Genomic DNA, 14,558 nt, shown 5'->3' on the forward strand with positions numbered 1-14,558 from the left:
GCTTCTTCCACGTCCCGGCAGCCGCTGCTACGTTCCCCTCGAAAGCGAGGCGCGCGGCCTACGGGAACGGTGGCCGAACCAGGCGGGGAGGGGCATGTGAGACGTATGACGGCTCGACCCGCGAACGCCCATCAGGCCCGGCTGCTCGCGCTGTTGCGCGACGCCGGTCCCCACTCCCGCGCCCAGCTGGGCGATCAGGTCGAGCTCTCCCGCTCGAAGCTGGCCGTCGAGGTGGAGCGGCTGCTGGACACGGGCCTGGTGGTGGCCGACGGCCTCGCCGCCTCACGCGGTGGCCGCCGCTCCCACAACGTCCGGCTCAGTCCCGGACTGCGCTTCCTCGGCGTCGACATCGGCGCCACGTCGATCGACGTGGCCGTGACCAACGCCGAGCTGGAGATCCTCGGACACCTCACCCAGGTGATGGAGGTCCGCGAGGGCCCGGTCGCCGTCTTCGAGCAAGTCCTCGCCATGGCGGCCGAGTTGAGGGACGCCGGACTCGCCGACGGCTTCGACGGCGCCGGCATCGGCGTCCCCGGACCGGTCCGCTTCCCCGAAGGCGTGCCGGTCGCACCCCCGATCATGCCGGGCTGGGACGGCTTCCCCGTGCGGGAGGCACTCAGCCAGGAACTCGGCTGCCCGGTCATGGTCGACAACGACGTCAACCTGATGGCGATGGGGGAGCAGCACGCGGGCGTCGCCCGCACCGTCGCCGACTTCCTCTGCGTCAAGATCGGCACCGGCATCGGCTGCGGCATCGTCGTCGGCGGGAACGTCCACCGCGGTACGACGGGCAGCGCCGGCGACATCGGCCACATCCAGGCCGTGCCCGACGGCCGCCCCTGCGCCTGCGGCAACCGGGGCTGCCTGGAGGCCCACTTCGGCGGCGCCGCCCTGGCCCGCGACGCCGAGGAGGCCGCCCGGCAGGGGCGGTCGCCGGAGCTCGCGGCCCGGCTGGCGGCCCATGGCGGCCTCACCGCCGCGGACGTCGCCGCCGGAGCCGCCGCGGGCGACGCCACCTGCCTCGACCTCATCCGCGAGGGCGGCACCCGCACCGGCCAGGTCATCGCGGGGCTGGTCAGTTTCTTCAACCCCGGCCTGGTGGTGATCGGCGGCGGGGTGACCGGCCTCGGCCACACCCTCCTCGCGGCCGTCCGTACCCAGGTCTACCGCCAGTCGCTCCCGCTCGCGACCGGCAACCTCCCCATCGTCCTCGGCGAACTGGGCCCCATCGCCGGGGTCACCGGCGCGGCCCGCCTGATCAGCGACCACGTCTTCTCACCCGCGTAAGTCACCCTCACGGCAAAGCCGTACACCTCCACGGCGGCGCCGGGCACCTGTACGGCTCGGCCAGTCAGCTTCACGGCTCGGCCTTCAGCTTCACGGCTCGGCCTTCAGCTTCACGGCTCCACGAGTCAGCTTCACGGCTCCACGAGTCAGCTTCACGGCTCCACGAGTCAGCTTCACGGCTCCACCCGTCACTCGGACCACTCCACCAGTACAGCGCGCTGCTTCGCCCTGCCCCGAAACCGGCCCTCTGCCCAGGGGAACCACATGGCACCACACCCGCCGCTGCTCGGCATGTCCGCGATCACCAAGTCCTTCCCCGGAGTCCGGGCCCTCGACGGCGTCGACCTCGACGTCCAGGCCGGCGAGGTCCACTGCCTGCTCGGCCAGAACGGCGCGGGGAAGTCCACCCTCATCAAGGTCCTGTCGGGTGCCCACCAGCCCGACACCGGCACCATCCGCTGGTGCGGCGAGCCGGTCACGCTCCGCTCGCCCAGCGCCGCCGTGCGCCTCGGCATCGCCACCATCTACCAGGAACTCGACCTGGTGGAGCACCTGTCGGTGGCCGAGAACGTGCACCTCGGCCATGAGCCGACGGCCGCCGGCTTCGTCGTACGCCGAGGCGCCGCCCGTGAGGCGACCGCCCGCTTGGTGAAGCGGCTCGGGCATCCGGAGATCGGCCCGGACCGCCTCGTCGGGGAACTGTCCGCCGCCCAGCGGCAGATCGTCTCCATGGCGCGGGCCCTGTCCCACGACGTCCGGCTCATCGTGATGGACGAACCGTCCGCCGCGCTCGACCCGGACGAGGTCGACAACCTCTTCCGGATCGTCGGCGACCTGACGGCCGGCGGCGTGGCCGTCGTCTACATCTCCCACCGCCTGGAGGAGATCCGCCGCATCGGCGACCGGGTGACCGTACTCAAGGACGGGCGCGCGGTGGCCGGCGGACTGCCCGCGAAGACCACCCCGACCCGTGCGGTGGTGGCCCTGATGACCGGACGGAACGTCGAGTACGTCTTTCCCGCACGCCCTGCCGCCCCGCCCCGGGGAGCGCCTGTGCTCCAGGTGCGGGGGCTGGCCAGGGAGGGCGAGTTCGCGCCGCTCGACCTGGAGGTGTACCCCGGCGAGATCGTCGGCCTGGCCGGACTGGTCGGCTCGGGCCGCTCCGAGATCCTGGAGACCGTCTACGGCGCCCGCAGGCCCGACGCGGGCCAAGTCCTCGTCCGAGGGGAGGCGTTGCGGCCGGGAAGCGTGCGTGCCGCCGTACGTGCCGGACTCGGGCTCGCCCCCGAGGAACGCAAGGCGCAGGCCCTGCTGATGCTGGAGTCGGTCACCCGCAATGTGTCCGTGTCCTCCCTGTCCCGCTTCGCCCGCGGAGGCTTCCTCGACCGCCGGGCGGAGGCGGCCGCGGCGCGGGCCGCGGCCAAGGAGCTGTCGCTGCGGCCCGACGACCCCTCCGTGCCCGTGCGCACCCTCTCCGGCGGCAACCAGCAGAAGGCCGTCCTCGCCCGCTGGCTGCTGCGCGGCTGCCGGGTCCTGCTGCTCGACGAACCCACCCGGGGCGTCGACGTCGGCGCCCGCGCCGAGCTGTACGCGGTCGTCCGGCGCCTCGCCGACGAGGGCCTCGCCGTGCTGCTGGTCTCCAGCGAGGTGCCCGAGGTGCTCGGCCTCGCCGACCGCGTCCTGGTGCTGCGCGAGGGCCGGGTCGTGCACACCGCACCCGCCCGCGAACTCGACGAACACCGCGTACTCGACCTCGTCATGGAAGGAGCCCCGGTGTCATGACGCAGCATGTCTCCCCGCCGCGGGACGGCACCGGCAAGGCGGCCCCGGCCGGTGAACCACCCGCCTGGCGCGCCCTGTTGCCCCGCGCCGACGTCCGCACCCTCTCACTCCTCGGTGTGCTCGCCGCGCTGATCGCCGTCGGCGGCGCGACCAGGCCGGAGGAGTTCCTCGACACCCGCAACCTCCAACTGGTCCTCACCCAGGCCTCGGTGATCGGGGTCGTCACGGTCGGTATGACCTTCGTCATCACCTCCGGCGGCATCGACCTGTCCGTCGGCGCGATCGTCGCCCTCGCCTCCGTCTGGGCCACGACCGTCGCCACCCAGGAGTACGGCTTCGCCGGCATCCTGTTCACGGCGGTGACCGTCGGCGTCGGCTGCGGGCTGGTCAACGGGCTCCTCATCGCGTACGGCGGCATGGTCCCGTTCATCGCCACGCTCGCCATGCTGGCATCGGCGCGCGGCCTGGCCCTGCAGATCACCGACGGCCGCACGCAGATCGTCACCGTCGACGGCATCCTCGGCCTCGGTGAACGCGACGCCTACGTACTCGGCGTCCCGCCGCTCGTGCTGGTCTTCGCCGCCGTCACCGTCGCCGGTCGGCTGCTGCTCAACCGCACCACGTTCGGGCGCCGTACCGTCGCCGTCGGCGGCAACGCGGAGGCCGCCCGGCTGGCGGGCATCGACGTACGCCGCCAGCGGCTCTACCTCTACCTGCTGTCAGGGCTGTGCTGCGGCATCGCGGCCTTCCTGCTGATCGTGCTGTCCGGCTCGGGCCAGAACACCAACGGCAACCTCTACGAGCTCGACGCCATCGCCGCCGCGATCATCGGCGGAACCCTGCTCAGCGGGGGCCGCGGCACCATCACCGGGTCCGTGCTCGGCGTCCTGGTCTTCACCACGATCACCAACATCTTCGCCCTGAACAACCTGCAGAGCGACGTCCAGCAGATCGCCAAGGGCGCGATCATCGTCGCCGCCGTGCTGGTCCAGCGCCGCACCGCGAGCACGAGCTGAGTGAGGAAAGGGTTCACCGCCATGACCGAGAACACCAGCCGCAGAGGACTGCTCCTCGGGGCCGTCGGCGTCTCCGCCGGCGCCTTCCTCACCGGTTGCACGAGCCACGAGACCAAGGACGAGGACGGCAGCCGGGGGCCCGGTGAGCAGCCCGCCGCCGACGACAGGCCGGGCAAGCCGGTCACCATCGGCTTCGCCGGACCCCAGGCCGACCACGGGTGGCTCAACGCCATCAACGTCAACGCCCGCCGGCGTGCCGAGAAGTACTCCGACGTCACCCTGGAGATCACCGAGGGCTCCAACGACACAGCCACCCAGATCGGGCAGATCGAGACGCTGGTCAACAAGAAGGTCGACGTGCTGGTCGTGCTGCCCGCCGACGGCAAGGCCCTCACCCAGGCCGGCCTGGAGGCGATGCGCGCCGGCATCCCCGTCGTCAACCTCGACCGGATCTTCAACACCCCGCAGGCGTACCGCTGCTGGATCGGCGGCGACAACTACGGCATGGGCCTCAACGCAGGGCACTACATCGGCGAGCGCCTCAAGGACAAGCCCGACGCCCGCGTCGTCGAACTCGCGGGCCTGGACAACCTGGAGCTCACCAAGCAGCGCACCCAGGGCTTCGACGACGCCCTGAAGAACTACCCCAACATCAGGAAGGTCGCCCGCCAGGCAGCCGAGTTCACCGTCGAGTCGGGACAGGCGAAGATGGCACAACTGCTCCAGGCGCAGCCGGACTTCGACGCCCTGTGGAACCACGACGACGACCAGGGGGTGGGCGCCCTGCGCGCCGTCGAGCAGGCCGGCCGCGACGACTTCCTCATGGTCGGCGGCGCGGGCGCCCTCTCCGCCTTCCAGGCCATCAAGCGCGACGACGGCGTGCTGAAGGCGACCGTCCTCTACCCGCCGACCATGGCCGCCTCCGCCATCGACCTCGCCCGCGCCCTCGGCCAGGGCAAGGGCGTCGGCGGACTGGCCGAGTTCGAGATCCCGGCGTCCCTCACCCTCTACTCGGCCGTCGTCGACAAGGACAACGTCGACCAGTACATGCCCACGGGCTTCCAGTGACGCGCGAGTACGACCTTTCGGCCGCCGAGGACACGGTCGTCGTGGCGCTGCCCGGCCCGCACCCCCACCCGCGCCACGCATCAGAGGAGGAGCACCGTATGGACCAGCCGCAGCAGCCGGACCCGGGGGAGACCACGTCGGCCAAGCCCCCGCTGCGGATCGGCATGGTCGGCTACGCCTTCATGGGCGCCGCCCACTCCCAGGGCTGGCGCACCGCGGGTCATGTCTTCGATCTGCCGCTGCGCCCCGTCCTCGCCGCGATCTGCGGCCGGGACGCCGACGCCGTGCGTGCCGCGGCCGGCCGGCACGGGTGGGCGTCCGCCGAGACCGACTGGCGCGCCCTGGTGGCCCGCGACGACATCGACCTCGTCGACATCTGCACCCCCGGCGACAGCCACGCCGAGATCGCCCTCGCCGCCCTCGCCGCGGGCAAGCACGTGCTGTGCGAGAAGCCGCTGGCGAACACCGTCGAGGAGGCGGTGAGCATGGCGCGTGCCGCGGAGGAGGCGTTCGGGCGCGGCCGGCTGGCGATGGTCGGCTTCAACTACCGCCGGGTGCCCGCCACCGCGCTGGCCCGCGGGATGGTCGCCGAAGGCCGCCTCGGAACACTGCGGCACGTGCGGGTGACCTACCTCCAGGACTGGCTGGCCGATCCGGACTTCCCGCTCACCTGGAGGCTGCGCAAGGAGCGGGCCGGCTCCGGGGCGCTGGGCGACCTGGGCGCCCATGTCGTCGACCTCGCCCAGTACCTGGCGGGCGAGCCGCTCGCGGGGGTGTCCGCGCTGACGGAGACCTTCGTCCGGGAACGCCCCCTGCCCGTGGGCGCCACCAGCGGCCTGTCCGCCGGACCGGCGGCCGGCAGGGAGGCCGTCACCGTCGACGACGCCGCCCTGTTCACCGGCCGCTTCACCTCCGGCGCCCTCGCCTCCTTCGAGGCCACCCGGTACGCCACCGGCCGCAAGAACGCCCTGCGCCTGGAACTCAACGGCGAGCGCGGCTCCCTGGCCTTCGACCTGGAGCGCCTCAACGAGCTGTGGTTCCACGACGCCACCGAGCCCTCCTCCCGGGCCGGCTTCCGCCGCATCCTCGTCACCGAGCCCGAGCACCCGTACCTGGACGCCTGGTGGCCGCCCGGCCACGGCCTCGGCTACGAGCACACCTTCGTCCACCAGGCCCGCGACCTCGTCCACGCCGTCGCGGAGGGCCGCCGCCCCGAGCCCTCCTTCGCCGACGGGCTCCAGGTCCAGCGCGTCCTGGCGGCCGTGGAGGAGAGCGCCGAGAAGAACTCCGTCTACACCCCCATAGCCGTCTGAGGAGGCCCGGACACATGCCGCGCACCTTCACCCTGTTCACCGGCCAGTGGGCCGACCTGCCCCTGGAGGAGGTCTGCCGACTCGCCCGCGACTTCGGCTACGACGGCCTCGAACTCGCCTGCTGGGGCGACCACTTCGAGGTCGACAAGGCCCTGCGCGACCCGTCGTACCTCACGACGAGGCACGAGCTGCTCGACAAGTACGGACTGCAGTGCCGGGCGGTCTCCAACCACCTCGTCGGCCAGGCCGTCTGCGACGCCATCATCGACGAACGCCACCGGGGCATCCTGCCGGCCTCCGTGTGGGGCGACGGCGACCCCGAGGGCGTACGGCGGCGTGCCGCCGCCCGGATGGGGGACACCGCCCGCGCGGCGGCGGCCTTCGGCGTCGACACCGTCGTCGGCTTCACCGGCTCCGCCATCTGGCACCTGGTCGCCATGTTCCCGCCCGCCCCCGACGCGATGATCGAGCGCGGCTACGAGGACTTCGCCGCCCGCTGGAACCCGGTCCTGGACGTCTTCGACGCCGAGGGCGTCCGCTTCGCCCACGAGGTCCACCCCGGCGAGATCGCCTACGACTACTGGACCACCCGGCGGGCCTTGGAGGCGGTCGAGCACCGCCCTGCCTTCGGCCTCAACTTCGACCCCTCCCACTTCGTCTGGCAGGACCTCGACCCCGTCGGCTTCCTGTGGGACTTCCGCGACCGGATCTACCACGTCGACTGCAAGGAGGCCCGCAAGCGCCTCGACGGACGCAACGGCCGGCTCGGCTCCCACCTGCCCTGGGGCGACCCGCGCCGCGGCTGGGACTTCGTCTCCGCCGGCCACGGCGACGTCCCCTGGGAGGACGTCTTCCGCATGCTCCGCTCCATCGACTACACCGGTCCCGTCTCGGTCGAGTGGGAGGACGCCGGCATGGACCGCCTGCAGGGCGCCCCCGAGGCCCTCACCCGCCTGAGGGCCTACGACTTCGACCCGCCGTCGGCCCCCTTCGACGCGGCCTTCGGGAACTGAGGCACGGAGGCGGCGCCGGGCCGCCGGTCCTGGGGAGGGCCCCGGGCAGGGCGAGCCCCGTACGCCCCCCGCCCGTTACATTCCCCGCATGGTCGATCCGCAGGGAGCCGGGTGCGCGGAGCCGGGGCTCGGGGTGTTGCTGGGGCGGGTGCAGGGGAAGCTGGCGAGGGCGGCGGCTCAGGCGCTGGTGCCGTTCGGGGTGGACGCGCACGAGGTGGCCGTGCTGGGGGCGCTGTCGGGGGACGAGGCGCTGTCGCAGGCGGAGGCGGCCGGGCGGGTCGGGGTAGACCGGTCCACGATGTCGGCGCTGATCGACGGGCTGGAGGACCACGGCCTGGTGGAGCGGCGGCGTAGCGCGCTGGACCGGCGCAAGAACATCGTCCGGCTGACCCCGGCCGGGCGGGAGTGCCTGGTGAGCGCGGACGCGGCCCGGTGCGCGGCCGAGCGGCGCTTCCTCGCGCCGCTCGACGAGGACACGGCGGCGGCGCTGCTGCGGGCCCTGCGCCTGCTGACCGGCGAGAGCGACACCCACGGGTGATCTCCGGTCACGGGCCGTGAAGGTCCGCGCTCGGAGCGTACGGGGGCCGCCCGCACCCCGCCGACGTGCGGATATGCAGGTGAGAGGCACTCCGAATCCTTGGTATTGTTGTCCATGTCGCCGCGGGGAACACCCCGCGCAAGGCGGCGGACACCTTGTCCGGGTGGCGGAATGGCAGACGCGCTAGCTTGAGGTGCTAGTGCCCTTTATCGGGCGTGGGGGTTCAAGTCCCCCCTCGGACACCATCGGCAGAGCGCCGGCCGGGAGCGATCCCGGCCGGCGCTCTGTGCTTGCCTGGCCCTGACCAGGTCGTTCTCCGGTGCTCCCCGGGCGGCCGGGGGAATTGAGCAACAGTGAAGTCGCTCGCTGTTCGGCTCGTTTCTACCGTTGACGCGACGGCGGCATCGAGGGGCCGGCCTACAGCGGTGCTACGGGGAGGCGGGATGGCTGACCGGCGGATCCGGCTGCACGACACGACGCTGCGTGACCTCGACGACGCCGAGACCGGCCCCCTTCCGCTCGGGCAGCGGCTCACCGTACTGCGCTGTCTGAAGGCGTTCGGGGTGCCCTTCGTCGACGGCGGCTCGCCTCACCTTCCGGACGCCGCCGAGTTCTACCGGGTCGCCCGCAGCACGCTCCCGGCCGGTCCCGCCCAGCTCGTCGCGGTGGGCCGGGTGGGCCGGCCCGGGCCGGTGAACGAGGGGGTGCGGACGCTGCTGGAGGCCGGGACCGGCGCGGTCACCCTGTTGTGCCGGACGCCGCCGGGCGGGGGCCCGTACCACAGCAGGCTCGCCCTGGACGCCCTCGACGAGCGGCTCGTGAGCCTGCACAGCACCGTCCTCGGCCTGGCCCGCGAGGGCTGCCGGGTCTTCGTCGACGCGGAGCACTACTTCGACGGCTACGCCGCCAACCGGGAGTTCGCGCTGGAGCTGGTGCGCACGGCCGTGAGCGCGGGTGCCGAGCGGGTCGTGCTGTGCGACTCCCGCGGCGGCAGCCTGCCCGACGAGGTGGGCCGGGTCGTCGCCGACACCGTGGCCCTCACCGGAGCCGCCGTCGGCATCCACTGCGGCAACCGCTCCGGCTGCGCCACGGCCGCGACCCTCGCCGCCGTGGCGGCCGGGGCCGACCACGTGCACGGCACCGCGCTCCGCGAGGCGACGCACCCCGAGGCGGGCGCCGACCTGCTCACCGTCGCCCAGCACCTGGTCCGCAAGCGCGGACTGCACGTCGTACCGGCCGATCGGCTGCGGGAGATGGCTCTGGCCGCCCGCTCCTTCGAGGAGGTGCTCCGGCATCCCCTGCCTCCGCTGCGGCCCGCCGGGCGCCCCGCACCCGAGACGCCGTCGGCGCCGGTCCGCGGCACGGCCCGGGTGCCCGCGGCACGGCAGGGCGGCATGACCGCGCTGCGCACGGTGGCGCGCGGGCGGGCCGCCGTCACCGCGCGCGCCGGCGGGCCGGCGGCGGGAGGCGAGGTGGGTGACGCGGCGCACGCGCGGGCCGCCGCGCGCGTCAAGGAGCGCGAGGAACGCGGATACCGCTTCGACGACGCCCAGGCGTCGCTGGAACTGCTGCTGTGGTCCGAGCTGGCCGGGCAGGCCGAGCCGCACCCCATCCGGGTGGAGTCCTGGCGGGTCGGCGTGAACCGCGACCGGGACGGCGGGCTGCGCACCGAGGGGCACGTCCGGCTGCGGGTCGACGGCGTGCCGCTGACGGCGACCGCGACCGGCAACAGCCCCGTGGACGCGCTGCACGCGGCACTGCACTCCGCCCTCGATCCGTTCTTCCCCGAGTTCGCCCCCGTGCGGCTGCGTGACTACCGCATCCGTATGCTCGACGGCCCGCCCCGGCGCGGCGCCGAGGATTCCGGTTCGGACCCCCGGCCGCTCGTGCGCGCTGTAGCGTGCTTCCACGACGGGCAGCGCGGCTGGGGCACTGTCGGCGTCCACGAGAACACCGTCGCCGCCGTGTGGGAAGCCCTGCTCGACGCCGTGGCCTACGCTCTGCTGAGCAAGCGCCACCCGCTCCGACGGAGGTCGTCTGGATATGACGGAGGCTGAACGTCAGCTTCCAGTGGCGATGGTGAACCGCTACGTCGTACGGGGCGACCCCGCGGTGTTCGAGCGTGAACGGCAGGCCTACGCCCGGCAGTTGTGTGCCCGCGACGACTTCCTGGCCCATCTCGCGTTCACCGTGCCGGAGGAACCCGGAGCCTATGTCGCCCTCGACTACTGGAGCAGCGTGCGCGGGTTCTTCACCGCCGCGTACGAGGAGGGTGTGGGGCGGCGGCACTGGGCGCTGGACGCGCTGGCCGACGTCGAGGTGGACCAGATGCGCAGCGTGGGGCGGATGCGGGGCGGGCCGTCGGCGGAGGAACTGCGCAGTTGTGTGCTCTTGCAGGCCGATGTCCCCGACTCGTGGCGGGAGTTCGAGCTCGCCTTCGGCACGCTGGTGGGGCACTGCGTGAACAGCGACGGCTTCGGCGGCGGCGAGCTGCTGCGGTCCACCCTGCGCGGGCGGCGCTACCTCGGCGTCCTCGCCTGGCGCGACGAACAGTGCCGTGACGCCGCCCTCGCCGGCCCCGGCTACAGCGTCGCGCGTCACCGCATCGGCGGCCTCGCCACCCTCACGACGTACGGCGGCAGCCTGGTGGCCTGCGAGGTCCCGGGCCCCGTGTGAGGCGCCCGCGGGGCGCACCCCCGTGGACCCGGGCCCGCGACCCGGTGGAAGGCCCCCGCGCGTGCCGCTGGCCGATTCCCGCCTGTCGTCCGTTGCGCCTGCCCCGTCCGAGCCGGGTTCGAGGGTCCGTGCGGACCATGGTTCGCGACAGCAGGGCGCGCACCGGGCCGCCCGCGACAGCCGGCGGGTGCGGTGCGACGAGTCGCAAGGAGGAGGGGCGTTGGCGGGTCACCGGACCTTCACGGGCGTGATGCGGGAGCGGGCCGCGCGGCTGCCCGAGCGGGACGCGCTGGTCGTCGTGCCCGGCCACGGCACCGACGCGGCACCGCGGACCCTGACGTACGGCCGGCTGGACGCGCGGGCGCGCCGGCTGGCGGCCTGGCTGACGGAGTACGGGGCGGCGGGGCAGCGCGTCCTGGTCGCGGCGGCCGCTCCCGATCTGTTCGCCGTGGGGCTGCTCGGCTGTCTGTACGCCGGTGCCGTCGCGGTCCCCGTGCCACCGCCGGGCGGCGCACGCCTGGACGGCAGGGTGGCCGGCGTCGTCAGGGACGCCAGGCCCTGTCTGGCGCTCACCTGCGCCGACCGGGCCGCGGAGCTGTCGCGGACGCTCGCCCGGACGGGCCACGGCAGCGTGCCCTGCCTGGCCGTCGACGCCGTACCGGCCGGCGAGCCGGTGGAGCCCCGGGAGCCGGACCCGGACAGCGTGGCGCTGCTGCAGTACACCTCCGGCTCCACCGCCGAGCCGCGCGGAGTCGCCGTCAGCCACGCCAACCTGATCGCCAACCAGCAGGCGCTCCAGGCCGCTCTCGGCACCACGCGGGCCTCCCGGCCGGGCGGCTGGCTGCCGCCGCACCACGACATGGGCCTGGTCGGCCAGTTGCTGCACCCGCTGTGGCTGGGCGCGACCTCGGTGGTGATGTCGCCGACCACCTTCGTACGGCGGCCGGTGGCCTGGCTGGAGACGATCTCCCGCTACCGGCTGACGGTGAGCGCGGCCCCCGACTTCGCCTACGAGCTGTGCGCACGGCAGGCCACCGACGAGGACCTCGCGGCGCTCGACCTGTCCTGCTGGCAGAGCGCCGTCAGCGGCGGCGAACCGGTGCGCGCCTCGACGCTGCGCGCCTTCGCCGAGCGGTTCGCGCCCGCCGGGTTCCGGGCCGACGCCTTCACCGTCGGCTACGGACTGGCCGAGAGCACCCTCCTGGTCTGCGCGGGACGTCCCGCGCACTCCGCGGCGGCCCGGCGCGCGAGCACGCCCCCCGGCGGGACCGTCTCCTGCGGGCAGCCCGTCGGCTGCGAGGTCCGGGTCGTCGACCCCGAGACCCGCGCGGTGCTCCCCGACGGAGCCACCGGCGAGGTCTGGGTGCGCGGCGCCGGGGTCGCGCGCGGCTACTGGGACCGGGTCCGTGAGAGCGCGGACGTCTTCGGCGCGGTCACCGCGGACGGGGAGGGCGGCTTCCTGCGCACCGGGGACCTGGGCCTGCTGGCCGACGGGGAGCTGTTCGTCGGCGGTCGGCTGAAGGACGTGCTCGTCGTCGCGGGACGCAGTCTGCACCCGCACGAACTGGAGCACTCCGTACGGCAGATCAGCGCCCTGTTCGGTCCGGGTGTCGCCTTCACGCTGCCGGGTCAGCGCGAACAGGTCGTGCTCGTGCAGGAGTTGCGTGCCCGGCAGGCCAGGGACCTCGACCTCACCGATCTGGCCCGGCGCGTACGGCGGCGTCTGGACGAGGAGTTCGCCGTGACCGGGGGCGGCCTGGTGCTGGTGCGGCCCGGGACCGTGCGCCGCACCACCAGCGGCAAGGTCCGCCGGTCCGCGACGCGCCGGCTGTTCCTGCGCGGCGAGATCGACGCGCTCTACGAGGAAATACCCGCGAGGGCGGCCTGATGGCGGCGCCGAACGGCTCGTGGGCACGTACGACAGGCCGATACGAGGATTTCCGAAGGGAGGCCCGCTGATGGCCGACTTCGCAGCCGAGACCCCGGAGGCGTTCTTCGCCGAATGGCTGGGCGACTGGGCGCTGCGCCATCTGCACAAGCGTGTCCCGGCCGACGTGCCGCTGCGCGACTGCGGACTGACCTCCACGGACGCGCTGGTCCTCTACGGCGACATCGAGCGGGACTTCGGGCCGCTGATCGAGCCCACCGACATCGCGCTGCACCCCACGATCAGGGACCTCGCCGCGTTCCTCGCGCGCCGGGACCTGCGGCTGGAGGGCGGCTCACCGGTGCGGGTGGCGTTCGCGTTCGCCGGGCGGGCCGCGCTGCACCCCTCGATGGCGGCGGGGCTGTACCGGGGGGTGACCGCGTTCCGGGCGCACCTGGACGAGGCCGCCGCCGCGCTGCTGCCGTACACCGGGGTGGACGTCACCGAGCTGATCCTGTCCGGAGACAGCCGTGTCCTGCAGCCCGCGTACGCCCAGCCGGCGCTGTTCGCCTGCCAGTACGGGCTCGCCCGGGCTCTGGAGGAGGCCGGGGTGCTGCCGGTCGCGGTCGTCGGGCACGGGCCCGCCGAGGTGGCCGCGGCGACCGTCGCCGAGGCGCTCCCGCTGGCCTGCGCGGCCCAACTGGTCGCGCTGCGCGGCGCGTTCACCCAGAGCCTGCCGGCCGGCGGGGGCATGGCGGAGGTGCACCTGGCCGCTTACAAGGTCGCCGCGCTGGTCGCCGAGGAGCCCGCCGTGGACATCGCGGAGATCAACTCGGCCCGGCACACGGTGATCTCCGGCGACCTCGCGGGCCTCGACCGCATCTGCGCCTGGCTCACCGAAGCAGGCGTCGGCCACGCGCGGCTGGAGCGCACGCACGCGCACCACTCGTCGCGGCTGAGCGCGGCGGCGGACCTGTTCGAGCCGGCGGCCCGCAGGCTGCCGTGCGGCGCGGCCCGGCTGCCGTACTACTCGGCGATGCGCGGCGGCCCGACCACCGAGCCGCTCTACGCCTCCTACTGGGCCGAGCAGTTGACGTCGACGGTGCGGTTCGCTGACGCCGCCCGGCGGCTGCTGGCCGAGCAGGCGCCCACCCACGTGGTGGAGGTCTCCCCGCGCCCGGTGCTGTCGCCCTGGCTGCGGGAGCTGGCCGGCGGGGACGGCGGGCCGGCGGTGGTCACCGTGTGCGCGGGCCCGCGGACCACGCCGTGGGAGTTCGCCGACGTCCTCGCCGGGCTGCTGCCGGACGAGGACGGCGGCGTGGCCGGGTCAGGGGATCCAGCCGTTGTCCTCCGCGATGCGGACGGCGTCGATGCGGTTGCGGGCGTTGAGCTTGGTGACGACCGCGGTGAGGTAGTTGCGCACGGTGCCCTGGGAGAGATGGAGGTCGGCGGCGATCTCCGAGGCGTCGGCGCCACGGGCCGTGCGCCGCAGTACCTCGGTCTCCCGTGGTGACAGCGGGTTCTCCGGGGCGTCCCAGGCGGTGAGCGCGAGCTGCGAGTCGATCACCCGCTGGCCGGCGGCGACGCTGCGCACGGCCTGGGCGAGCCGGGCGGGCGGGGCGTCCTTGAGGATGAACCCGGAGACCTGGCTCGCCATCGCCCGGCGGAACACCCCGGGCCGGCCGAGGCTGGTCAGTATCAGTGTGCGGCAGGACGGTAACTGCTTGTGCAGCTGGGCGGCGGCGGTCAGGCCGTCCATGCCCGGCAGGTCGACGTCGATCACGGCCACGTCGGGCCGTACCTGCAGCGCGGTGGGCACGATGGTGTCGCCCCGGTCCACGGAGGCGACCACCTGGAGGCCCGTCTCCAGCTCCAGGAGTGCGACGAGCGCCCCCCGGATCATATGGACGTCCTCGGCCAGCAGAATGCGTACGGACAACATTGCTCTCCCCGTTGAATTGCCCTCATGCACGCTCGTGTGTCCGCGGACGCGGACCG

Annotated in this window: 11 protein-coding genes, 1 tRNA gene and 1 pseudogene; 12 read left to right on the plus strand and 1 reads right to left on the minus strand. The window is 73.8% G+C overall.

What is annotated here, in order from left to right:
• Window positions 1–105: 105 nt before the first annotated feature.
• The 12 genes and pseudogenes from ACIGXJ_RS29920 to ACIGXJ_RS29975 form a co-directional block, all read left to right on the plus strand.
• A complete protein-coding gene (locus ACIGXJ_RS29920; protein WP_399651803.1) occupies window positions 106–1,287 on the plus strand; it encodes an ROK family protein in 1,182 nt (393 codons plus the stop codon).
• 264 nt (window positions 1,288–1,551) lie between these two features.
• Window positions 1,552–3,069 carry a sugar ABC transporter ATP-binding protein gene (locus tag ACIGXJ_RS29925; RefSeq protein ID WP_399651806.1) on the plus strand — a complete coding sequence of 506 codons (1,518 nt, stop codon included), beginning with the start codon at window positions 1,552–1,554 and terminating at the stop codon, window positions 3,067–3,069.
• Window positions 3,066–4,085, plus strand: coding sequence for an ABC transporter permease (locus tag ACIGXJ_RS29930; RefSeq protein WP_399651808.1), 1,020 nt, complete (start codon window positions 3,066–3,068; stop codon window positions 4,083–4,085). The genes ACIGXJ_RS29925 and ACIGXJ_RS29930 overlap by 4 nt, the downstream gene beginning before the upstream one ends.
• A gap of 21 nt (window positions 4,086–4,106) precedes the next feature.
• The gene (locus ACIGXJ_RS29935; RefSeq protein ID WP_399651811.1) at window positions 4,107–5,153 is read left to right on the plus strand and encodes a substrate-binding domain-containing protein; all 1,047 of its coding nucleotides are present in this window, start codon (window positions 4,107–4,109) and stop codon (window positions 5,151–5,153) included.
• Between the two features lie 98 nt (window positions 5,154–5,251).
• Window positions 5,252–6,466 (plus strand): Gfo/Idh/MocA family protein, encoded by a 1,215-nt coding sequence (locus tag ACIGXJ_RS29940; RefSeq protein WP_399651980.1) that lies wholly within the window; start codon window positions 5,252–5,254, stop codon window positions 6,464–6,466.
• Between the two features lie 14 nt (window positions 6,467–6,480).
• Entirely contained in the window at window positions 6,481–7,479 is a 999-nt protein-coding gene (locus ACIGXJ_RS29945) for a sugar phosphate isomerase/epimerase family protein (RefSeq protein WP_399651813.1), read from the plus strand.
• An 88-nt stretch (window positions 7,480–7,567) separates the two neighbouring features.
• Window positions 7,568–8,017, plus strand: coding sequence for a MarR family winged helix-turn-helix transcriptional regulator (locus tag ACIGXJ_RS29950; protein WP_399651816.1), 450 nt, complete (start codon window positions 7,568–7,570; stop codon window positions 8,015–8,017).
• A 157-nt stretch (window positions 8,018–8,174) separates the two neighbouring features.
• Window positions 8,175–8,262 (plus strand) — tRNA-Leu (locus ACIGXJ_RS29955).
• A 198-nt stretch (window positions 8,263–8,460) separates the two neighbouring features.
• Window positions 8,461–10,074, plus strand: coding sequence for an alpha-isopropylmalate synthase regulatory domain-containing protein (locus ACIGXJ_RS29960; protein WP_399651819.1), 1,614 nt, complete (start codon window positions 8,461–8,463; stop codon window positions 10,072–10,074).
• Window positions 10,061–10,693: a hypothetical protein gene (locus ACIGXJ_RS29965; RefSeq protein ID WP_399651822.1), complete on the plus strand. Its 633-nt coding sequence runs from the start codon at window positions 10,061–10,063 to the stop codon at window positions 10,691–10,693. Before ACIGXJ_RS29960 ends, ACIGXJ_RS29965 begins: the two co-directional genes overlap by 14 nt.
• A gap of 220 nt (window positions 10,694–10,913) precedes the next feature.
• A complete protein-coding gene (locus tag ACIGXJ_RS29970) occupies window positions 10,914–12,581 on the plus strand; it encodes a fatty acyl-AMP ligase (protein ID WP_399651824.1) in 1,668 nt (555 codons plus the stop codon).
• Window positions 12,582–12,651: 70 nt separating this feature from the next.
• Window positions 12,652–13,737 (plus strand): annotated as a pseudogene (locus ACIGXJ_RS29975) (acyltransferase domain-containing protein); the annotation flags it as partial.
• Between the two features lie 150 nt (window positions 13,738–13,887).
• Here the strand turns inward: ACIGXJ_RS29975 and ACIGXJ_RS29980 are convergent.
• Window positions 13,888–14,502 carry a DNA-binding response regulator gene (locus ACIGXJ_RS29980; RefSeq protein ID WP_399651827.1) on the minus strand — a complete coding sequence of 205 codons (615 nt, stop codon included), beginning with the start codon at window positions 14,500–14,502 and terminating at the stop codon, window positions 13,888–13,890.
• Window positions 14,503–14,558 lie beyond the last annotated feature (56 nt).

It is taken from the genome of Streptomyces sp. NPDC053367 (assembly GCF_044545925.1).
Taxonomy (GTDB): domain Bacteria; phylum Actinomycetota; class Actinomycetes; order Streptomycetales; family Streptomycetaceae; genus Streptomyces.